The organism is Burkholderia sp. CpTa8-5 (assembly GCF_017815045.1).
In the GTDB taxonomy this organism is placed as follows: domain Bacteria; phylum Pseudomonadota; class Gammaproteobacteria; order Burkholderiales; family Burkholderiaceae; genus Burkholderia; species Burkholderia sola.
The window spans coordinates 223,022-242,911 of the sequence record NZ_JAGIQD010000004.1; the positions used below are offsets into that span (position 1 = coordinate 223,022).

Genomic DNA, 19,890 nt, shown 5'->3' on the forward strand with positions numbered 1-19,890 from the left:
TTCTCGTTTGCGAATGGAGTGGACTCAGACGGTCTCGATCAGCTCGTCGACGGCCGACATCGGGCGGCGCGCGGTGTGATCGGGGCGCGTATCGGGTTTGTCGTCGTGCTTGACGTCGGGCAGTGCGGGGCCGGCCTTCATCAGCTTCAGCATGTAGTACACGCCGGTGCCGAACACGAGGAAGTACACGATCACGAACGTCATCATCGACAGGCTGACCTGCTGCACCGACAGCGGCGACACGGCCTGCGCGGTGCGCATCACGCCATACACGACCCACGGCTGGCGGCCGGCTTCGGTCGTCACCCAGCCCGCGAGCAGCGACACGAAACCGGTCGGGCCCATCACGAGCGCGAAGCGCTGGAACCACTTCGATTCATACAGGCGGCCGCGGCGGCGCAACAGCCAGGCGAGCGCGGCGAGGCCGATCATCGCGAAGCCGAGGCCGACCATGATCCGGAAGCTCCAGAACACGACCGTCGAATTCGGCCGGTCTTCCGGCGGGAAGTCCTTCAGCCCGCGGATCTCGCCGTCCCAGCTGTGCGTGAGGATCAGGCTGCCGAGGTGCGGCACCTTCACCGCGTAGCGGGTCGTTTCCGCCTGCATGTCCGGAATGCCGAACAGGTTCAGCGCGGTGCCGCCCTTTTCGGTTTCCCACAGCCCTTCGATCGCGGCGATCTTCGCGGGCTGGTGCTTCAGCGTGTTGATGCCGTGCTGGTCGCCGATCACGGCCTGCAGCGGCGCGAGCACCAGCAGCAGCCACAGCGCCATCGAGAACATCTTCTTCACGCCCTTGTCGCGGCGGCCCTTCAGCAGGTGCCACGCGCCCGTCGCGGCCACCACCAGCGCGGCGACGATGAACGCGGCGATCGCCATGTGGAACAGGCGGTACGGGAACGACGGGTTGAAGATGATCGCGAACCAGTCGGTCGGCACGACGCGGCCGTCGACGATCTCGAAGCCCTGCGGCGTCTGCATCCAGCTGTTCGACGCGAGGATCCAGAACGTCGAGATCAGCGTGCCGATCGCGACCATCAGCGTCGCGCCGAAGTGCGCGCGCGGGCTCACGCGGTTCCAGCCGAACAGCATGATGCCGAGGAAGCCGGCTTCGAGGAAGAACGCGGTCATGACCTCGTACATCAGCAGCGGGCCGGTGACGGCGCCGGCGAAGCTCGAGAAGCCCGACCAGTTGGTGCCGAACTGATAGCTCATCACGACGCCGGACACGACGCCCATCCCGAACGCGACCGCGAAGATCTTCGACCAGAACAGGCAGAGGGTTTTGTAATACTGCTTGCCGGTCTTCAGCCAGCGATATTCGAGCACGGCGATGAAGCTGGCGAGGCCGATGCTCAGCGCAGGGAAGACGATGTGAAAGGAGACGGTGAACGCGAATTGCAGGCGGGCCAGATCGAGGGCCGAAAGTGCGGTGTCCATACCAGATGACCGAGGCTGACGATACCCGCCGGCGGGTGCCGGCGGCCCCCGGCGGACGGGCGTCGGGGTTGGCTGGAGTATGGGCTGCGATGTTGCACCGCGAAATGCGCCAACTCGTCGCAGATGTCCAGCCCGTCGTGCGTTGTTTCGCGATAAATCGTTGATTCGTATCAAGAAGGCCGTTCGCGGCGCATGCGGCCGCGGCGTGGCGGCCTGCCGCACGTGCGGCAATATGGCGCGTCGCGTCATCGGAACGACGTCGCGCGTGCGGCATCGCGGTGCGCGGCGACGGCCGGCAGGCGCCGCGCGAATTGCGTACACTCTCAGTCTCGTTTCGGCAGGGCCGGGCGCATCGGTTCCGGCTCGCGTTTACTCAGGGCACAGCGATGATCGATTTACGCAGCGATACCGTGACACGTCCGAGCCAGGCGATGCTGGCCGCCATGACCGCCGCCGAAACCGGCGACGACGTCTGGGGTGACGACCCGACCGTCCTGCGCCTGCAGGCGGTGACGGCCGAGCGGGCCGGCAAGGAAGCCGGCCTGTTCTTCCCGAGCGGCACGCAGAGCAACCTCGCCGCGCTGATGTCGCATTGCGAGCGCGGCGACGAGTACATCGTCGGCCAGCTCGCGCACACCTACAAGTACGAAGGCGGCGGCGCGGCCGTGCTCGGCAGCATTCAGCCGCAACCGATCGAGAACGCGCCGGACGGCACGCTGCCGCTCGCGAAGATCGCCGCGGCGATCAAGCCGCTCGACAATCACTTTGCCCGCACGCGCCTGCTCGCGCTCGAAAACACGATCGGCGGCCAGGTGTTGCCGGAAGGCTATGTGCAGGAAGCCGTCGCGTTCGCGCGCGGCCGCGGGCTCTCCACGCACCTCGACGGCGCGCGCGTGTGCAACGCGGCCGTCGCGTCGGGGCGCCCGATCGCCGAGCTGTGTGCGCCGTTCGACACCGTGTCGATCTGCTTCTCGAAAGGGCTCGGTGCGCCGGTCGGCTCGGTGCTGGTCGGCAGCCGTGCGCTGGTCGAGCGCGCGCAGCGCTGGCGCAAGGTGCTGGGCGGCGGGATGCGGCAGTCGGGCATTCTCGCGGCGGCGTGCCTGTATGCGCTCGATCACAACGTCGAGCGGCTCGCGGACGATCACGCGAATGCCGCGCATCTCGCGGCCGGCCTCGCCCGCATCGATTCGGTGAAGGTGCTGTCGCATGCGACGAACATGGTGTTCGCGCAATTCCCCGAAGCCGATTGCGCGCCGCTCGAGGCGTGGCTGAAGGAACGCGGGATCCTCACGCAGATGCTGTATGCGTCGCGCTTCGTCACGCATTGCGACGTGTCGCGCGCGGATATCGACACCTTTATCGGCGCGGTCGGCGCGTATTTCGCGCAGCGTCGCGCATAACGCGTTACGCGGAATGCGCCGGCCGGCGACGGGCCGGCGCGGCGTGGCATCACGCAACACACGAACGGGTGACGCGGCACGCGGTCGGTCGATCCTTGCCGTGCCGGCGGATTACGCCTGCCGCGGCATGTCGGCGGGCGGCGTGCCGTCGTGAAACAGCGACTTCAGTTGCGTGCGCAGTTCGGCGCTGTCGGTGTGCTGGTGCACCGAGACCGCATGCTGAACGGCGGCCTCCAGCAGTTCGTTGTCGGAGTCGGCGGAGATTGCGACCGAGCAATGCGTCGCGCTGGGAAACTCGCGGCAATCGATATAGCGGCGGGACATGATGTTCTCCTCACATGAAAGGGAACGGCCGGACCTGGATGAGCGGCCGCGCGGCGCGTTCGCGAGGCCGATGGGAAAAGTATAGGCGGCGCGGCCGACTTTCTCGTCGCCGTGCGTACCGCGCCGGCAGCGTCGCTCACCCGCGCGCCCGCCGGCGCATTACGGCAACGGCGCGAGCAGCCTGCGCGCCGCTTCGACCACCCGCGCGGACAGCGACGCCATCGTCGGCGACTGCACGGTCCACGCGTGCCAGTACAGCGTGACGTCGGTCGGATGCGCGGGCGCGAGATCGACGAGCCCCTGCGCATCGAGCGGCGCGGCGCCGATCAGCGGCTCCGGCACCATCGCGTAGCCGAGCCCGTGCCGCACCGCCGCGAAGTGCGAATGCGTGCCCGGCACGTAGTGGCACGGGTACGCGCCTTCGGGCAAGCCGAACTTCTCCTTCAGGAATGACGATTGGAGCGTGTCGCGCCGCGAATACGCGACGACGGGCGCGTGGCGCGCGCTCGTGCGGTTCAGCCCGCGCGGAAACCAGCGCACCGCGAACGCGGCGGCCGCGAGCAGCCGGTAGCGCATCGTGCCGAGCGGCGTCGCGATGCAGCCGCGCATCGGCTTCGGCTCGGTCGTCACGCAGCCGACCGCCATCCCGCTTTCGAGCAGCGCGAACGTGTGATCCTGATCCTCGACGATCAGTTCGAACAGGATCCGCTCGCCCGCGAGCACCGACGTCAGCGCCGGCAGGAACCATGTGCCGAGGCTGTCGGAGTTGAGTGCGATCGTCACGGAGATCGGCGATTCGCGGTCGGCCGCGAGCGTGCTTTGCAGGTCGGCCTGCAGCAGCGCGACGCGGCGCAGGTGCTGCAGCACGCGCTGCCCGGCCACCGTCGGGCGGCATGGCCGCGTGCGCAGCACGAGCGGCGTGCCGAGGCTCGCTTCCAGCGCGCGGACTCGCTGCGTGACGGCGGACGCGGTCACGTGCAGGCGCACGGCCGCCTGCTCGAAGCTGCCGGTGTCGGCGACGGCCAGCAGCGCGGCGGCCTGCTTCGGATCGATCGTCATCGACATGTATTAGACAAGAGAAGGTCGGACATGAGATCCCGGCTTGGCGTCGCCAGCCACGTCTCGACATATGAGAAGCCCCGCACTGGGCGGGGCTAGTTGACAGTGGTTAGTCAGAATCGCTGGTCTCAAGGTCGGGAGTGTCTCCCGCAAACGCGAGAATACGACTGCGTTCTGTTTCACGGGCCAAGGCAATATTGCTGAGTTTCAGTTGCTCGCTGATTTCTGCGTAGGCCGCTGCCCGTGGGCCGAAGCTTTCTTTCGGGGCTTCGGCGGCAAAGAGAACATCACCCACTAGAGTCTGATCGCGCCGCAGTTTCCTGATTTTTCCAATCCAATCCCAACCATGGTCGTACAGCCGCGTTGGATCGTCATGGGCCAAGAAAATTGGCTTAATAGCTCTTACGGCATCGCCGGCAGCGTTGACGCGAACGAAGGGCAGGCGTGCCTTGTAGGTATCGTCCTTGCCTAAGGTGCGTTCCCGGTAGAGGCCCGTCAGATCTGCCGCTCGGAGGATTTGGTGAATCCTCTTCTCAACGAATCGCTCTTGATACGCTTTCGTCGCAAACGATCTACCGACATAGTGATCGAAAAGTTCTTCGAGCTTTTCGCTGGGAGGCCCATCTGTCATCACTACCCGGTCACCTTGAGCAATCACCAACCCTTCTCGCGGTTTTACGAGTTCCCGGAACGCGAAGTTTGCGAAGTCCGCACTCGGTCCCATGCTTGCTTCCGCAAATGCTCGCTCGATCGATTGTGCAATGCGGACCAACTCGGTCGCGTACACCTTTCGTGCCTTACGAAAAATGTTTGCATCGAGCTCTTCAAAGAATGCGGTGATCCGAGATACGCGCTCAATCAGCTTGTATCCGACGTACTTGGCCGTCGGACTCATCAGAACGATGCCGATGTTTGCGAACTCGCCAGTCTCTGGGTACGGCATGAAGCGCACGATGGTGTATCTGCAAGCATGTTTCATCGGCGACTCCAGAAGTCAGGCAGGTACTCCGTCAGGATTGAACGTGCGTCATCTTGGCTGAAATTGAGGGGAAGATCGTCGTCAAGCCACCACCAAGAATCGGGCATTCTATCGCAAATGCCCTCCAGTTTGCCGAGGGCGGCATGAAGCCGATCTTCATAGTGTTGGCGCTCGATCAAGTCCTCAAAGACATGATCCCACGATTCGGCGAACGCATGTGACGAAAAGAAGGTGTCGCAATCGAAGTCCGTATCAAACGCCTGATTGAAGTCAATGACGACAAGTTCCTTGCGTGTCGGGTCCCAAAGCAGGTTGGGATTGCCTCCGAGATCTGTGAGTATGCGGTCCTGATTCCTCACCCAGTAGTCGAAGATGAGGACGTCGCTCCGCACAACTAACGGGACTTCTTGTATGTTCAGCCAAGTAAATTCCATTACGCTTTCGGCCCGTCGGGAGAGGAACACGTAGCCGGCGCCCAGGTCGGCTAGCTCAGGAGCTCCAAACTGGACGATCGCGTCGTCCACCTCGCCGACAGCGAAGGGCGCGATCGGGAGGCCAAATTCACGTGCGAGTGAGCTTCCGAGCCATTCGGATACCAAGCTCTTGCGGCCAGCAGCCCGGCCCTTTGCGTAATAAAGCGCACCATCGTCGCCTCGACACAGGAATGGTTCGGTGATCCCTTGAGGCGTTCTTCCGAGGACCTCCATCACTTGGATCACGTGATCGTTAATCATTGTTTCGGACCAGTATGGGCGGGCTCAGCGGCGGCGCTCGTAATGGTCTCCGGTGCGAGCGTTCTTGTACTTGCCTCCCTTATGGGATGACCCGTGACCACCGGCATAGTGCCCACCCCGTGCAAGGCTGATCGTAGGGGCTGCCAAAGCGATGCAGAGCAGGATTGCAGCGATTCTTTTCATATTATGGTCTCTCTCAGTATGTGTCTCTTTGCACCGACAGTTCTGGCGCGGCTAAAGCGCAACCACGCGATTATAGCTAGGGCTCGTGGTGTATGTCCCCGGGCTAGAGTGAGAGCTGTCCGTCACAGATTGCGTGTACTCGTCATCGATATATCTACAGAATCGTCGTGCAAGTACGGTTTGAATTCGCTATTCGCTCATCATCCGCGGTACACGTTTTGATCTACGCTTTAAAGACGCGCGGTACGGGCGATACGGCCATGGCGTGCCCTTTTCCTGGCAGCCGGGGTCAACCGACAACGGAGCACCGAGCCATGATCTTCCGGCAACTTTTCGACCCGCAATCGTCGACGTACACGTATCTGCTCGCCGACAGCGCTTCGCGCGAAGCGCTGCTGATCGATCCCGTGTTCGAGCAGGTGCGCCGCGACGCTGCGCTGCTCGACGAACTCGGGCTGCGGCTCGTCGCGACCGTCGACACGCACGTGCATGCCGATCACGTGACGGGCGCGTGGCTGCTGAAGCAGCGCACGGGCAGCGCGATCGCGATCTCGGCCGCGAGCGGCGCGCAAGGCGCCGACCGCTACCTGAACGACGGCGAGCGCTGCGCGTTCGGCGCGCGCTACCTGACGGTGCGCGCGACGCCCGGCCACACGAGCGGCTGCGTCAGCCTCGTGCTCGACGACGAATCGATGGCGTTCACCGGCGATTGCCTGCTGATCCGCGGCACCGGCCGCACCGACTTCCAGCAGGGCGACCCGCGCGCGCTGTATCGCGCGGTGCACGGCCGGCTCTTCACGCTGCCGGCCACGTGCCTGTTGTATCCCGCGCACGACTATCGCGGGCTCACGGTGACGAGCGTCGGCGAGGAGCGGCGCTTCAACCCGCGCCTCGGCGGCGATCTCAGCGAAGACGATTTCGCCGGCTACATGCGCAACCTCGGGCTCGCGCATCCGCGCCAGATCGACGTCGCGGTGCCGGCGAACCTGCAGTGCGGCGTCGCCGCGAACGCGCCCGATGCGCAGGCGGCCGCCGACTGGGCGCCGCTCGTCTACACGTTCGCCGGCTTCTGGGAAATCGATCCGCAATGGCTCGAGGATCATCTGCCGGCCGTGCAGGTCGTCGACGTGCGCGAACCGGACGAGTTCGCGGGCCCGCTCGGCCATCTGCCGGGCGCGACGCCGATCCCGCTCGGCGAACTGGCCGCGCGCACCGGCGAAGTCGCGCGCGACCGTCCGGTCGTGACCGTGTGCCGGGCCGGCGGCCGTTCCGCGCAGGCGACGGTGATCCTGAAGAAGGCCGGCATCGACGCGGTCGCGAATCTCGGCGGCGGGATGCTGCGCTGGCGCGCCGAAGGGCGCGTCGTGATGGACGGTCGCTCGTAGCGGCCCAGGCGGTCCGTCGAAAAAATATCGGGCCGATGTCGAAACGGCCGGGCGCCGAGCGTCGTCAAGGTATCCGATCATGCGGCGCCGCCTGACGCGGCGCCGAAACCCCAGGAGCCTCCACGATGATGCCGACGCTTTACGCCCATCCGTTTTCGTCCTACTGCCAGAAAGTGCTGACCGCGCTGTACGAGAACGGCACGCCGTTCGAGTATCGCGTGCTCGCGCACGACGATCCGAAGCCGATGCAGGAACTGACCAGGCTGTGGCCGTTGAAGCGCTTCCCGGTGCTCGTCGATGCGGGCCGCACGGTGATCGAGGCGTCGATCATCATCGAGTATCTCGGCCTGAACCATCCGGGCCCCATGCGCCTGCTGCCCGACGATCCGCACGCCGCGCTCGAGGTGCGGACGATGGACCGCTTCTTCGACAACTACGTGGCGACGCCGCAGCAGAAGGTCGTGTTCGATGCGCTGCGGCCGGAAGCCGAGCGCGATGCGCGCGGGGTGGCCGACGCGCGCGCGATGCTCGACACGTCGTATGCGTGGCTCGACAAGACGATGGCCGATCGCGAATGGGCGGCCGGCGACCGTTTCAGCCTCGCCGATTGCGGCGCGGCGCCGTTCCTGTTCTACGCGGACTGGACGCACCGGATCGATCCGGCGTTCGCGAACGTGATCGCGTACCGCAAGCGTCTGCTCGCGCGGCCGTCGTTTGCGCGCGCGGTCGAGGAGGCGCGGCCGTATCGTTCGTTCTTTCCGCTCGGCGCGCCCGATCGCGACTGACGGGCGCGGCCGTCGCACGGCGCGCCGCGGCCGCGCATGGCCGGCAGCGCGCGCCGGGGCGACGGAACGACAGCAGCAGCGGCAGCATCGCGCGTCTGCCCGTCACATCGTGCGCGTGGCCGACTGCGCGAGCGTCAGCAGTTCGTCGAACTGCGTGATCAACTCGAAGCACAGCAGGAACGCGAGCGTATAGGCCGGCGCGGGGAAGCGCCGGATCATCTCCAGCACCTGCGGGGCGAAGCGCGCGCGGATCGCGTCGCGCGTCAGCAGCCACGCGATCGCGATGCCGATCGCGGCGCCCGCGATCAGATCGGTCGGATAGTGAAAGCCGAGATACGCGCGCGGCAGGCAAATGAACACGACCGAATACAGCAGCGCGACGATGCCGACGCGGCGCGCGATGATGAAGATGCCGGTTGCGATCGCCATCCACAGCATCGCGTGATCGCTCGGAAACGAACTCCAGGTCTGCAGCGTCGCCGCACGCAACCCGGCCGACGGGAAGTGCAGGTGCAGGTCGGGGTTGTAGATCGGCCGCATGCGGAACGGCAGCACTTGCGCGAGCACGCGGCCGACGGCGAGCGCGATGAGCCCGCTCGCGATAGTGGCGACGACCAGCTCGCGTTGCCGCTCGCGGTTCGGGCCCGGCTGGAACCACAGCCAGCACAGCGCCGGAACGAGCACGAAGCCCTTGAACGTGTAGAGGCCCGCGATCACGCGGATCGCGTGATTCATCAACGGACCGAACGTCATGTGAGTGAGGAAGACCTGGATCGTCGTGTCGAAATTGTTCATGTCCTGTGCGACCCGGGCGAACGCGCAGCGCATGACAGGCGGCCGGCTGGATCGGAAAGCGCGCTCGCACGGAGCGCAACGGGGGGCAAGTATGTCACCCGTTATTTCGAAGAAAATGCGAAAAAATACCGGGATTCCCCTGATAAAACGGGGTTCGGTGGAGGGGCCGGATGGGAGCGCGCCGGGTGGTGCGGCAGGGACGAATCGTCCGACGTCTGCGTGCGCGCGTGCACGGACGCCGGAAAAATATTTGGGTGAACTGGACAATTCGGTCAGTCGGCGCGGACCTTGCGCCGGATGAACGATTGCGGCGTTACAGCCGCGCGAATCTGCCGGGCGGCGCAGCGTCATGCGCGCGCCGATCAAAAAATAAAAAAAAGCGGGCAAGCCCCGTGGGCCTGCCCGCCGATGTTACGCGATGCCCGACTTCAGTTGCGCCACACCCGCACGGCGAGCGCGGCCAGCGACGTCACGACGGCCAGCGCGGTCACCGCGTTCCAGCCCAGTTGCGCGAGCAACGAACTGCCGATCGCGGCGCCGGCCGCCATCCCGATGAACATGCCGACGAACAGCACCGCATTGAGGCGGCTGCGCGACGCGGGATCGATCCGGTAGACGATCGACTGGTGCGCGATCAGCGTGGCCTGCACGCCGAGATCGAAGCCGATCGTCGCGACCGCGAGCAGCACGAGCTGCGCATGCGGCGACATCAGCGGCGCGGCGGCCATCGACGCGAACGACACCGTTGCGATGCCGATCCCGATCCGCGTCACGCGCTCGGGGCCGTGATGGTCGGCCAGGCGCCCGGCGATCGGCGCGGCCAGCGCGCCGGCGGCGCCCGCGAGGCCGAAGGCGCCGGCGGCCGCGCTACCGAGGTGGAACGGCGCGCCGTGCAGCATCACCGCGAGGGTCGACCAGAACGCGCTGAACCCGACGGCCAGCAGCCCCTGCGCGAGGGCGGCGCGGCGCAGTGCCGAATGCTCGCGCCACAGCGCGCCGAGCGAGCCGATCAGCGCGCGATACGGCAGCCGCGTGGTCGGCTCGAAGCGCGGCAACCCGCGTGCGGCCACGGCGCCGATCGCGGCGACGCTGGCGGCGGCGAGCGCGAACATCGCGCGCCAGCCGGCCGTCTCGGCGACGAATCCGGCCACGACGCGCGACAGCAGGATGCCGAGCAGCAACCCGGTCATCACCGTGCCGACGATGCGGCCGCGATGCATGTCGTGCGCGAGCGTCGCGGCGGCCGGCACGACGTCCTGCGCCATCGTCGCGGCGAGGCCGATCGCGAAGCTCGCCGCGAGCAGCAGCCCGAGCGACGGCGCGACGGCGGCCAGCAGCAACGCGGTGACCAGCGCCGCGGCCTTGATCACGATCACGCGGCGCCGGTCGAAGCGGTCGCCGAGCGGCGCGAGCAGCAGGATGCCGAGCGCATAGCCGAGCTGCGTGAGCGTCGGCACGAAGCCGATCGCCCGCGCCGACGCGCCGAGATCGGGCGCGAGCGCGCCGAGCATCGGCTGCGCGTAGTAGAGCGGGGCGACGCCGAGGCCGGCGGCGGCCGCGAGCAGCAGCACGAGCCGCCGATCGGGCATCGAATGAGCGGCCGGGCGGGCCGCAGCGTGCGCCGCGCCGGGCGCGGCATCGAGACGGGTCGGGGTGGACATCGCGTACATCCGTGGTGGAAGAATGGGATGGACGCGAGTGTGGCGGTACGCGGCCGGCGACGGTAGTGCCACCCGGCGCAGATTTGTTATACGCTCGACGAATGACCGAAAAATCTTCTCCCTCTCCCGCTGCTGGCGGGTCTCGGCGCATTCAGGCGGTGCCGGTGGACGGCGCCGGCTATCGTTTCGAGCTGATGGAAACCTTCGTGCGCATAGTCGAGGCCGGCAGCCTGTCGGCGGCCGCCGTGCAGTTGCACACGACGCAGCCGACCATCAGCCGGCGGCTGCAGGCGCTGGAAAATTCGCTCGGCATGCGGCTGCTGCAACGCACGACCCATACGATGCGGCTGACCGTCGACGGCGAGCGGTGCTTCAAGCAGGCGAAGGAGCTGCTGGCGAGCTGGGCGGCGTTCGAGGCCGATTTGCGCGGCGCGCAGGAGGAGCCGGACGGGCTGCTGCGCGTCGCGGTGCCGCACGCGTTCGGCCAGCAGCGTTTCGTTGCGCCGCTCGCGCAGTTCCTGCGCGACTACCCGCGCGTGTCGGTCGAGTGGCTGCTGCAGGACGAGGTGCGCGATTTCGTCGGCAGCGGCATCGATTGCGCGATCCAGGTCGGCGAACCGACCGATCCGGGCGTGGTCGCGATCCGGCTGACGAAGGTGCCGCGCTTCGTGGTCGCCGCGCCGTCCGTGCTGGGCGGCGCCGACGTGCCGGCCGATCCGGACGCGCTCGCCGCGCTGCCGTGGCTCGCGTTGCGCACGTACTACCGCACCGAACTCGCGCTGACGCATGCGACCACCGGAGACACGCGACGCATTCCGATCCGCCCGCGCATCACGACCGCGAACCTGTATGCGTTGCGCAGCGCGGCGCTGCTGGGCGTCGGCGCGTGCGTCGGATCGTCGTGGATGCTGGCCGACGATCTCGCGCGCGGCGATCTCGTGCACCTCGCGCCCGAATGGCAGGCCGCGGCGCTGCCCGTCTACCTGACTTATCCGCATGCGCAGTTCTATCCGTCGCGGCTCGTGCGGTTCGCCGCGATGATGCGGGAGGCGGTGCCGGCGCTCGTCGAAGGGCGCGACGGCTGAAGCGGGCGGCGCGGTGGCGGCGGCTCGCCGTCAGCCGCGCCGGATCCCTTCGGGCAGCGCGCTGATGCGGCGCACTTCGGGCGAATCGAGCCACGCGCGCGACGTCGCGCAGTCGACGAACATGTCGGTCGCGTCCTCGCCCCAGAACAGGTCGCCGTCGAGCGCGAAGGTCGGCACGCCGAACACGTTCTCGGCGATCGCGCGATCCGTGTTCGCGCGCAGCGCGTCCTTGACCGGCTGAGCCTCGACGGCCGTCACGCCTTCCGGAAAGCCGACCGCTTCGCACAGCGCGGCGAAGCCTGCGGGCGTCGACACGTCCTGGCCGTCGCGCCAGATATGCCGGAAGATCCGCCGGATCGCGTCGCGCGAGCTGCCCATCGCGATCGCGAGACGCAGCGGCTTGATCGGGTTGAACGGGTGCGCGGGCGGCATCCGGAACGCAATGCCCAGCTTATCCGCCCGGTATTGCGCATGCCGATAGGTGAACACGCGCTTGGCCGCGATTTCCGCCGGCGCTTTCTGGCCCCAGTGCGCGAGCAGCGCGCCGAGCACGATCGGCCGAGGCTCGAACGCGGCGGCGGGCGGCAACCGGTCGAACTGTTCCTGCTGCAGATAGGCGAACGGCGAAACGAAATCGAAATACCAGCTGGCGGTGCGCGCGGCGTTCATCGCGGGGTCTCCTCGGGCGGGTCCGGTGGTCGGTTGCACGCATGGTGCGTCGCCTGAGAACGGCGCGCTGCGCGCATCGGCGGCCAGTGTCGCATGCGGCCGTCTTTCGCGCTGCCGTATCGCGTGCCGCGCGCAACCGGCTCCCTACGACCGGGCGTCGTCGTCCGCCGACGATGCGAGCCGCGCGAGACTGTCGCGCACGGCCGGCGCGTCGTAGCGCGCGCCCGCGCCGCCGAGTGCGACGGTCGCCTTTTGCGCGAGCGGCAGCAGCATCGCGAGCGCCGCCGTCATCGCCGGCGCGGCGGCGAGCCGCGACTTCGGGCCTGATACCGTCAGCGCACCGACGCATTCGCCGGCCGCGCCGAACACGGGCACGGAAGCCGACGCCGTTTCCGGGTCGCGCTCGCCGTACGACGCGGCCCACAGCTGTTCGCGCACGTCGTTCCAGCGGGCGTCCTGCGTGTCGGTGAAGGCCAGCAGCACCTTCCCGGATGCGCCCTGGCCGACCGGAAACTCCTCGCCGACGCGGATCGACACGCGTACCGCCCGTGCGGGCTCGACGCGATACAGCACGGAGCGCACGTCGCCCTGGCGCACATAGAACGATGCCGTTTCCCCGAGTTCGCGGCTCAGCGTCTCGAGCAGCGGCTCGATCACCGGGCCGACCCGGAACGAACGCTGGTACAGCGCGGCGAGCCGCTGCGGCTCGTGCCCGATCGCGTACTGGCCGTCGTCGAGCTTGCGCATGAAGCCGCCATGTTCGAGCGCCGCGAGCAGGCGCAGGATCGTGCTCTTGTACAGCCCGGTGCGGCGCGACAACTCGGCGAGCGACAGCCGGTCGTCGGTCTGGCCGAACGCACGGAGGATCGCGAACGCGCGGTCGAGCACCGCGACGCCGCTGGACGCCTCTTCCGTCGCCGGATCGGCTGCGTCGCCGGCGTGATCTGCTGGATTCCTGGGCACGGCCTGATTCCTTCGAATGATGGTCGGCGGACTATATCGTTCTATCTGACAGAACTCAAGTTCCAGAAAAACGCGATTCCACGGGTATACCCCCCTTATCGCCCATTCGACGCACGCTTAAAGTTCTGTCAAACAGAACTATGTTCTTTCAGATAGAACTATGGGGTATCGAATGAAGGTTTCAGAAAACTCGAAGGTGCTGGTCAGCGAGGTCGGCCCGCGCGACGGGCTGCAGAGCATCAAGACCGTGATGCCGACGGCCGCCAAGCTGCGCTGGATCACCGCGCTGGCCGCGGCCGGCCTGCGCGAGATCGAGGTCGGGTCGTTTGTGCCGGCCACGCTGTTGCCGCAGATGGCCGACGTGCGCGAAGTCGTCGCGCACGCGCTCGCGATTCCCGGGCTGCACGTCGCCGCGCTCGCGCCGAACCTGCGCGGCGCCGAGGGTGCGTTCGACGCGGGCGTGCACAAGCTGACGCTGCCGGTCTCGGTGACGCAAGCGCATTCGCTGGCCAACATCCGCAAGACGCCCGCGCAGATGATCGACGAGGTGCGCGCGATCGTCGCGCTGCGCGACGCGCGGTTTCCGTCGGTGCAGATCGAGGCCGGCGTGTCGGTGGCGTTCGGTTGCACGATTGCCGGCGCGGTCTCCGACGACGAGACGATCGCGATGGCCGTCGCGATGGCCGAATGCGGCGTCGACGAAATCGGCCTGTCCGACACCAGCGGTTATGCGAATCCCGCGCAGGTGCGCCGGCTGTTCACGCGGCTGCAACGCGAAGTCGGCGACAGGGCCGGCGGCGCGCATTTCCACAACACGCGCGGGCAGGGGCTCGCGAACGTCGTCGCGGCGCTCGACGTGGGCGTGACGACGATCGACGCGAGCCAAGGCGGCCTGGGCGGCTGCCCGTATGCGCCGGGCGCCACCGGCAACATCGTCACCGAGGACCTCGTGTTCCTGCTCGAAGCGATGGGCGTCGACACGGGCGTCGACGTCGACGCGCTGCTCGCCGCGCGCGCGATCCTGCATGCGGCGCTGCCGTCCGACGCGCTGTACGGCCACGTGCCGGACGCCGGGCTGCCGAAGGGCTTTCGCTATGCGGATGGCCGCGTGCCCTCGGCCGCGCAGCCGGAAGGATGCGTGGCGGGAGTCGCACGATGAACGATCGGCAACCGGTTGCCGCACTGCCGTACGCAGGCGTGCGCGTGATCGAGATGACGCACATGGTGATGGGCCCGACGTGCGGGATGCTGCTCGCGGATCTCGGCGCGGAAGTGATCAAGATCGAGCCGATCGCGGGCGACAGCACGCGGGCGCTGCGCGGGTCCGGCGCGGGCTTCTTCGGGATGTTCAACCGCAACAAGAAGAGCGTCGCGGTCGACGTGAAGGATCCGCGCGGGCTGGAGATCGTGCGGCGGCTCGTCGCGACGGCGGACGTCTTCAGCGAGAACTTCAAGAGCGGCACGATGGACCGGCTCGGGCTCGGCTACCCGCAGCTGGACGCGCTGAATCCGCGGCTCGTGTACGTGTCGCACAAGGGCTTCCTGCCGGGGCCGTACGAGCATCGCACCGCGCTCGACGAGGTCGTGCAGATGATGGGCGGCCTCGCGTACATGACGGGCCCCGAAGGGCGGCCGCTGCGTGCGGGCGCGAGCGTGAACGACATCATGGGCGGCATGTTCGGCGCGATTGGCGCGATGGCCGCGCTCGCGCAGCGCGAGCGCACGGGCCGCGGCCAGCAGGTGCAGAGTTCGCTGTTCGAGAACAACGTGTTTCTCGTCGCGCAGCACATGATGCAGTTCGCGGTGACGGGGCAGGCCGCGTCGCCGATGCCGAGCCGGATTTCCGCGTGGGCCGTCTACGACGTGTTCTCCGTCAAGGATGACGAACAGATTTTTCTCGCGGTCGTGTCGGATACGCAGTGGGCGCTGTTCTGCGATGCGTTCGGCCTCGCCGCGCTGAAGGACGACCCGCGCCTCGCGACCAACAACCTGCGTGTGCAGGCGCGCGAATGGCTGTTGCCGGAACTACGTTCGCGGCTCGCGCCGTACTCGGCCGCGGAGATCGGCGCGATCTTCGAATCGACCGGCCTGCCGTATGCGCCGATCACGAAGCCGCAGGACCTGTTCGACGATCCGCATCTGCTCGCCACGGGCGGCCTCGAAGCCGTGACGCTGCCAGCCGACGCGAGCAGCGCCGGGCGGCCGATCGACACGCGCACCGCGCTGCTGCCGCTGACGCTCGCGGGCGAACGCCTGCGGCTGCGCTCGGCGCCGCCTGCGCTCGGCCAGGACACGTGCGCGCTGCTCGGCGAGCTCGGCTACACGCCGGACGACGCGCGTGCGCTGATCGATGCCGGCGTCGTCGCGGGGCGGCACGGCGCGGACGTCGCCACGCACGGCGACGGACCGGGCGGTGCGCCGTCGGCGAACGAAGTGGCGAGCGCGTAGCGCAGCCGCGATTCATCGAACGAACAAAGGCGTCCCGGCCGCGCGCCGCGCGGCAGAGGATCGCCGCATCCACGGAGACAACCATGACATCCGCTTCCCCGGCGCTGGCCGCCGATCGCGACACCGACGCGTCGATCGAGCAACGCGCGGTGCGCAAGGCCGCGTGGCGCTTCATCCCGCTGCTCGCGCTCGCGTACTTCTTCAACTATCTGGATCGCACGAGCGTCGGGTTCGCCGCGCTCACGATGAACCGCGATCTCGGGCTGACGGCGACGCAGTTCGGCTGGGGCGCGGGGATCATGTTTGCCGGCTACTGCGTGTTCGAAGTGCCGAGCAATCTCGCGCTGTACCGCTTCGGCGCACGCCGCTGGCTCGCCCGCATCATGATCACGTGGGGGCTGATGGCGGCCGCGACCGCGCTCGCGACCGGGCCGACGAGTTTCTACGCAATCCGGCTGCTGCTCGGCATCGGCGAGGCTGGATTCTTTCCCGGCGTGATCTTCTTCCTCGCCGTGTGGTTTCCGGCGAGCTACCGCACGCGCGTGCTCGCGTGGTTCACCGTGTCGACGCCGCTGTCGTCGCTGATCGGCGGCCCGCTGTCGACGTGGCTGCTGCAGCTCGATGGCACGCTCGGGCTCGCCGGCTGGAAGTGGATGTTCATCGTCGAAGGGCTGCCCGCGTGCGCACTTGGTTTCCTTGTGCTGAAGCTGCTGTCCGATTCGCCGGCGAATGCCGCGTGGCTGTCGGACGACGAACGTGCCGCGCTGCAGCGCGCGTTCGAGCGCGACGGCGCGGCGGCCGGCCGCAAGAAGCGCTTCGGCGTCGCGCTGCGCGACGTGCGCGTGTACGTGCTCGCGCTGATCTCGTTCGGCTTCACGATGGGTTCGTACGGGATCGGCATCTGGTTGCCGCAAATGCTGAAGGCGCACGGGATGTCGACGATGCAGACCGGCTGGCTGTCCGCGGTGCCTTACTTCTTCGCCACGATCGCGCTGCTGTGGTGGGCGAAGCGGGTGGACCGTCGCGGCGGCCCGGTCGCGAACCTGGCGATCGGCTTGTTCATCGGCGCGGTGGCGCTCGGCGTGTCGACGCATTTCCTGACGCTCGGGCCGGCGCTCGTCGGCATCACGCTCGCGCTGATCGGCACGATTGCCGGCCGCACGATCTTCTACACGCTGCCGTCGCGCTTCCTGTCCGGCCAGGCCGCGGCCGGCGGGCTGGCGCTGATCAATTCGATCGGCGCGCTCGGCGGCTTCGCGGGCCCCTATCTCGTCGGCTACCTGAAGGACAGCTTCGGCACCTTCACGGCCGGGATGCTCGGCCTCGCGATCGTGCTGGCGATCACGACGCTGCTCACGCTGTCGCTGTATGCATTCGACCGGAGCGAATGACATGACTTTTTCGATCACGCGGCGCCGGTTGATCGGCGCGGCCGCCGCATCGTTCGCGCTGCCTGCGTTTGCCGACACGGCGGCCCATGATGGAGCTTCACGCATGACGCAAAGCAACTACCTCGCGGTTCGTCCCGACTGGCTCGCGTCGGCGCTCGAACCCGCGCTCGAGCCCGACCTGCCGATCGTCGATGCGCATCATCACTTCTATGAACGGCCGGGCTGGATCTACCTGCTCGACGACTATCTGCAGGACGCGCGCTCGGGTCACGACATCCAGGCGTCCGTCTACATGCAGGCGCAGACGCGTTATCGCGATTCGGGCCCGGCCGAACTGAAGCCGGTGGGCGAGACGGCCTATGTCGCCGGCGTGACCGAGCCGCTTCAGCACGGCCCGGTGGCCGTCGCGAAGGGCATCGTCGGTCACGCGGACCTGCGGCTTGGCGAACGCGTGCGCGACGTGCTGGAAGCGCATGTCGAAGCCGGGCGCGGACGGTTTCGCGGCGTGCGGCACCTGAGCACGTGGGATGCCGATCCGACGCTCGCCAATCCGCTGTCGGCGGTGCCGCGCGGGCTGCTGCTCGATCCCGCGTACCGGGCCGGCGTCGCGCAGCTCGCGCCGCTCGGGCTGTCGTACGACGCGTGGCTGTTCTTCCCGCAGTTGCCCGAATTGTTCGAACTCGCGAAAGCGAACCCCGACACGCGGATCATCGTCAATCATTGCGGCGGCGTCGTGCGGATCGGCAGCTATGCGGACAAGCGACCGGAGGTGTTCGCGCGCTGGTCGGCGTCGATGCGCACGCTCGCGCAATTGCCGAACGTGTACGTGAAGGTCGGCGGCCTCGGGATGCGCATCAATGGGTTCGATTTCGAGAAAGGCGCGAAGCCGCCGTCGTCGACGCAGCTCGCCGACGCGTGGAAGCCGTGGATGATGACCTGCATCGACGCGTTCGGTCCCGGGCGCTGCATGTTCGAGGGCAATTTCCCGGTCGACAAGGGCTCGTATTCGTTCGTGAACGGCTGGAACGCGTTCAAGCGCCTGACCGCGCAGGCCGGCGCGGACGAGCGCGACGCGCTGTTTCGCGGCACGGTCACGCGCGCGTACCGGCTCGGCTGACGCGCATGCGCGGCGTCAACCGGCTTCCACCAGCGCCGCGAGCCGCGCCAGCGCCATCTGCCAGCCGGTCTCGTTGTCGGCGGCCGGCACGCCGGGCGGGACGCCGTCGTGCACCGCGTCCACGCGCGTGCCGCCCGCCTCGTCGGACAGCGTGATCGTGATCGTCATCGCGCCGCGCAGCATCGGGTCGTCGGTTTCGAATACATCGATCTCGACGATCCGCTCGTCGGGCACGAGCGTGACGAAGCGGCCGTGATAGGTGTCGGTGTGCGCGGTCGTCTTGCCGGCGCCGCCCGACGGCGCGTCGTAGCTCAGCGACACGCGCAGCGCGCCGCCTTCGCGCGTGTCGTACGCATGCACGCGGCACGTCATGCCGTCGGGCACTTTCCATTGCTCGACCGCGTGCGGGTCGAGCAGCGCGCGGTAGACCCGCCCGCGCGGCGCGTTCAGGTGCCGGCTGACCCGGGTCGAATGCGTGTGCGTGTGCAAAATGTCGCCTCCCGCGAAGCGTGCGAGACGGTGCACGCCGGCGCCCGGCGTGTCGTCATGCTTCCTTCAGGAATCCTAGGCGCGGGCGCGGCGGCATGCAATGACCGCACGCGCAGCGGCGTTCAGCGCAGGGTGGCGGCGAACGCGTCGAGCTGCGTGATGCAGGTGTTCCAGCCCTCGAAAAAACCGAGCGCTTCGTGGCGCTCGCGCGTCGCGGCGTCGGGATGCATCACGCGCGCCTCGTAGCGGCTGCCCGCGTCGTCGTCGGCCATCGTGACGATCGCCGTGAAGCCCAGCCACGGCGTCTGCGGCCGCCAGCCGCCCGCGAGCATCGACGTGAACGCGATGCGCGATTCCGGCACGATGTCGAGGAAGCAGCCGGGGTTGTCGCTCGTGCCGCCGTCGGGGCCGCGCATGAACGTATGGAAAGCGCCGCCCGGCCGCAGGTCGAATGCGCGCACCTCGGTGGTCCATGGTTTCGGGCACCACCATTCCTTCAGCAGTTCCGGGTCGGTCCAGGCGCGCCACAGCGCGTGGCGTGGTGCGCGCAGCGTGCGCGTGATGACGAGATCGTGGGCTTCAGCGGGGTCGACGTGGCTGGCTGACATCTTGCTCCTCCTGGTGACGGCGTTCGACGAATTCGACGAGACGATCGGATCGCGCTTCCCACTGCGCGCGCTGCGCGGCGAGCCATGCCTCGGCCTCGGTCAGCCGGCTGCCGACCAGCGCGCAGGTGCGCGAGCGGCCGGTTTTCCGGGTCTCCACGAGGCCGCTGCGCTCGAGCACGGCGACATGCTTCATGAACGACGGCAGCGCCATGTCGAACGGCGCGGCCAGCGCGGAGACGGTCCGCTCGCCATGGCCGAGCGCGCTGACGATCGCGCAGCGCGTCGGATCGGCGAGCGCATGGAACACGTCGCTGATGTGGAGGGGAAGGTTATCCATTCGGCTAAGTGTAGGCGATGGTGCCACCGCTGCAACGACAA

Annotated in this window: 20 protein-coding genes; 8 read left to right on the plus strand and 12 right to left on the minus strand. The window is 67.8% G+C overall.

From position 1 onward, the window contains the following. Window positions 1-24: 24 nt before the first annotated feature. A complete protein-coding gene (locus tag J8I35_RS08970) occupies window positions 25-1,437 on the minus strand; it encodes a cytochrome ubiquinol oxidase subunit I (protein WP_069231751.1) in 1,413 nt (470 codons plus the stop codon). A 386-nt stretch (window positions 1,438-1,823) separates the two neighbouring features. Between J8I35_RS08970 and ltaE the strand changes: the two genes are divergently transcribed. Next, complete coding sequence (ltaE, locus tag J8I35_RS08975) at window positions 1,824-2,837, plus strand: low-specificity L-threonine aldolase (RefSeq protein ID WP_124679817.1); 1,014 nt, start codon at window positions 1,824-1,826, stop codon at window positions 2,835-2,837. 111 nt (window positions 2,838-2,948) lie between these two features. Here ltaE and J8I35_RS08980 read toward each other — a convergent pair whose 3' ends face one another. The 4 genes from J8I35_RS08980 to J8I35_RS08995 form a co-directional block, all read right to left on the minus strand. Further along, a complete protein-coding gene (locus J8I35_RS08980) occupies window positions 2,949-3,161 on the minus strand; it encodes a DUF1059 domain-containing protein (RefSeq protein WP_034205979.1) in 213 nt (70 codons plus the stop codon). 159 nt (window positions 3,162-3,320) lie between these two features. Continuing rightward, a complete protein-coding gene (locus tag J8I35_RS08985) occupies window positions 3,321-4,226 on the minus strand; it encodes an HTH-type transcriptional regulator ArgP (RefSeq protein ID WP_050012187.1) in 906 nt (301 codons plus the stop codon). A 103-nt stretch (window positions 4,227-4,329) separates the two neighbouring features. Next, window positions 4,330-5,199, minus strand: a complete 870-nt coding sequence (locus J8I35_RS08990; RefSeq protein ID WP_124638912.1) for a DUF3037 domain-containing protein — start codon at window positions 5,197-5,199, stop codon at window positions 4,330-4,332. Beyond that, on the minus strand, window positions 5,196-5,933 hold the full coding sequence (locus tag J8I35_RS08995; protein WP_124638911.1) for a HipA family kinase: 738 nt from the start codon (window positions 5,931-5,933) through the stop codon (window positions 5,196-5,198). The genes J8I35_RS08990 and J8I35_RS08995 overlap by 4 nt, the downstream gene beginning before the upstream one ends. A gap of 497 nt (window positions 5,934-6,430) precedes the next feature. On the opposite strand from J8I35_RS08995, the gene J8I35_RS09000 reads away from it, so the two are divergent. Both J8I35_RS09000 and J8I35_RS09005 read left to right on the plus strand, forming a co-directional pair. Further along, window positions 6,431-7,501 carry an MBL fold metallo-hydrolase gene (locus J8I35_RS09000; RefSeq protein WP_209925035.1) on the plus strand — a complete coding sequence of 357 codons (1,071 nt, stop codon included), beginning with the start codon at window positions 6,431-6,433 and terminating at the stop codon, window positions 7,499-7,501. A gap of 125 nt (window positions 7,502-7,626) precedes the next feature. Beyond that, complete coding sequence (locus J8I35_RS09005; protein ID WP_209925036.1) at window positions 7,627-8,286, plus strand: glutathione S-transferase family protein; 660 nt, start codon at window positions 7,627-7,629, stop codon at window positions 8,284-8,286. 102 nt (window positions 8,287-8,388) lie between these two features. Here the strand turns inward: J8I35_RS09005 and J8I35_RS09010 are convergent, their stop codons facing one another. Together J8I35_RS09010 and J8I35_RS09015 are read right to left on the minus strand one after the other, a co-directional pair. Next, complete coding sequence (locus J8I35_RS09010; RefSeq protein WP_209925037.1) at window positions 8,389-9,081, minus strand: phosphatase PAP2 family protein; 693 nt, start codon at window positions 9,079-9,081, stop codon at window positions 8,389-8,391. Between the two features lie 428 nt (window positions 9,082-9,509). After that, window positions 9,510-10,742, minus strand: a complete 1,233-nt coding sequence (locus J8I35_RS09015) for an MFS transporter (protein ID WP_209925038.1) — start codon at window positions 10,740-10,742, stop codon at window positions 9,510-9,512. A gap of 101 nt (window positions 10,743-10,843) precedes the next feature. Between J8I35_RS09015 and J8I35_RS09020 the strand changes: the two genes are divergently transcribed. After that, entirely contained in the window at window positions 10,844-11,827 is a 984-nt protein-coding gene (locus J8I35_RS09020; protein WP_209925039.1) for a LysR family transcriptional regulator, read from the plus strand. Window positions 11,828-11,857: 30 nt separating this feature from the next. Here J8I35_RS09020 and J8I35_RS09025 read toward each other — a convergent pair whose 3' ends face one another. Further along, window positions 11,858-12,496: a 2-hydroxychromene-2-carboxylate isomerase gene (locus J8I35_RS09025; protein WP_089489866.1), complete on the minus strand. Its 639-nt coding sequence runs from the start codon at window positions 12,494-12,496 to the stop codon at window positions 11,858-11,860. Between the two features lie 144 nt (window positions 12,497-12,640). Next, window positions 12,641-13,459, minus strand: coding sequence for an IclR family transcriptional regulator (locus tag J8I35_RS09030; RefSeq protein WP_209925040.1), 819 nt, complete (start codon window positions 13,457-13,459; stop codon window positions 12,641-12,643). Window positions 13,460-13,631: 172 nt separating this feature from the next. Here J8I35_RS09030 and J8I35_RS09035 point away from each other — a divergent pair, with 172 nt between their 5' ends. The 4 genes from J8I35_RS09035 (at window position 13,632) to J8I35_RS09050 (ending at window position 18,415) form a co-directional block, all read left to right on the plus strand. Continuing rightward, window positions 13,632-14,618 (plus strand): hydroxymethylglutaryl-CoA lyase, encoded by a 987-nt coding sequence (locus J8I35_RS09035; protein WP_089489865.1) that lies wholly within the window; start codon window positions 13,632-13,634, stop codon window positions 14,616-14,618. Next, complete coding sequence (locus tag J8I35_RS09040; RefSeq protein ID WP_209925041.1) at window positions 14,615-15,907, plus strand: CaiB/BaiF CoA-transferase family protein; 1,293 nt, start codon at window positions 14,615-14,617, stop codon at window positions 15,905-15,907. The genes J8I35_RS09035 and J8I35_RS09040 overlap by 4 nt, the downstream gene beginning before the upstream one ends. Window positions 15,908-15,990: 83 nt before the next feature. Beyond that, entirely contained in the window at window positions 15,991-17,298 is a 1,308-nt protein-coding gene (locus tag J8I35_RS09045) for an MFS transporter (protein ID WP_124638906.1), read from the plus strand. A 1-nt stretch (window position 17,299) separates the two neighbouring features. Next, a complete protein-coding gene (locus J8I35_RS09050; protein ID WP_209925042.1) occupies window positions 17,300-18,415 on the plus strand; it encodes an amidohydrolase family protein in 1,116 nt (371 codons plus the stop codon). Between the two features lie 15 nt (window positions 18,416-18,430). Here J8I35_RS09050 and J8I35_RS09055 read toward each other — a convergent pair whose 3' ends face one another. The 3 genes from J8I35_RS09055 to J8I35_RS09065 all read right to left on the minus strand — a co-directional run bounded on the left by J8I35_RS09055 (window position 18,431) and on the right by J8I35_RS09065 (window position 19,849). Next, complete coding sequence (locus J8I35_RS09055) at window positions 18,431-18,907, minus strand: SRPBCC family protein (RefSeq protein WP_050012440.1); 477 nt, start codon at window positions 18,905-18,907, stop codon at window positions 18,431-18,433. A 119-nt stretch (window positions 18,908-19,026) separates the two neighbouring features. Beyond that, window positions 19,027-19,512 (minus strand): SRPBCC family protein, encoded by a 486-nt coding sequence (locus J8I35_RS09060; RefSeq protein ID WP_050012175.1) that lies wholly within the window; start codon window positions 19,510-19,512, stop codon window positions 19,027-19,029. Then, on the minus strand, window positions 19,484-19,849 hold the full coding sequence (locus J8I35_RS09065) for a metalloregulator ArsR/SmtB family transcription factor (RefSeq protein WP_124555265.1): 366 nt from the start codon (window positions 19,847-19,849) through the stop codon (window positions 19,484-19,486). The genes J8I35_RS09060 and J8I35_RS09065 overlap by 29 nt, the downstream gene beginning before the upstream one ends. Between the last annotated feature and the right edge of the window lie 41 nt (window positions 19,850-19,890).

Excerpts from the sequence above, each read along its gene's own strand:
- J8I35_RS08985 (WP_050012187.1), bottom strand. The coding sequence starts at position 4,226 with ATGTCGATGACGATCGATCCGAAGCAGGCCGCCGCGCTGCTGGCCGTC.
- ltaE (WP_124679817.1), top strand. The coding sequence starts at position 1,824 with ATGATCGATTTACGCAGCGATACCGTGACACGTCCGAGCCAGGCGATG.
- J8I35_RS09005 (WP_209925036.1), top strand. The coding sequence starts at position 7,627 with ATGATGCCGACGCTTTACGCCCATCCGTTTTCGTCCTACTGCCAGAAA.
- J8I35_RS09040 (WP_209925041.1), top strand. The coding sequence starts at position 14,615 with ATGAACGATCGGCAACCGGTTGCCGCACTGCCGTACGCAGGCGTGCGC.
- J8I35_RS09000 (WP_209925035.1), top strand. The coding sequence starts at position 6,431 with ATGATCTTCCGGCAACTTTTCGACCCGCAATCGTCGACGTACACGTAT.
- J8I35_RS09010 (WP_209925037.1), bottom strand. The coding sequence starts at position 9,081 with ATGAACAATTTCGACACGACGATCCAGGTCTTCCTCACTCACATGACG.
- J8I35_RS08970 (WP_069231751.1), bottom strand. The coding sequence starts at position 1,437 with ATGGACACCGCACTTTCGGCCCTCGATCTGGCCCGCCTGCAATTCGCG.
- J8I35_RS09035 (WP_089489865.1), top strand. The coding sequence starts at position 13,632 with ATGAAGGTTTCAGAAAACTCGAAGGTGCTGGTCAGCGAGGTCGGCCCG.
- J8I35_RS08980 (WP_034205979.1), bottom strand. The coding sequence starts at position 3,161 with ATGTCCCGCCGCTATATCGATTGCCGCGAGTTTCCCAGCGCGACGCAT.
- J8I35_RS08990 (WP_124638912.1), bottom strand. The coding sequence starts at position 5,199 with ATGAAACATGCTTGCAGATACACCATCGTGCGCTTCATGCCGTACCCA.
- J8I35_RS09050 (WP_209925042.1), top strand. The coding sequence starts at position 17,300 with ATGACTTTTTCGATCACGCGGCGCCGGTTGATCGGCGCGGCCGCCGCA.
- J8I35_RS09015 (WP_209925038.1), bottom strand. The coding sequence starts at position 10,742 with ATGTCCACCCCGACCCGTCTCGATGCCGCGCCCGGCGCGGCGCACGCT.
- J8I35_RS09060 (WP_050012175.1), bottom strand. The coding sequence starts at position 19,512 with ATGTCAGCCAGCCACGTCGACCCCGCTGAAGCCCACGATCTCGTCATC.
- J8I35_RS09020 (WP_209925039.1), top strand. The coding sequence starts at position 10,844 with ATGACCGAAAAATCTTCTCCCTCTCCCGCTGCTGGCGGGTCTCGGCGC.
- J8I35_RS08995 (WP_124638911.1), bottom strand. The coding sequence starts at position 5,933 with ATGATTAACGATCACGTGATCCAAGTGATGGAGGTCCTCGGAAGAACG.
- J8I35_RS09045 (WP_124638906.1), top strand. The coding sequence starts at position 15,991 with ATGACATCCGCTTCCCCGGCGCTGGCCGCCGATCGCGACACCGACGCG.
- J8I35_RS09065 (WP_124555265.1), bottom strand. The coding sequence starts at position 19,849 with ATGGATAACCTTCCCCTCCACATCAGCGACGTGTTCCATGCGCTCGCC.
- J8I35_RS09025 (WP_089489866.1), bottom strand. The coding sequence starts at position 12,496 with ATGAACGCCGCGCGCACCGCCAGCTGGTATTTCGATTTCGTTTCGCCG.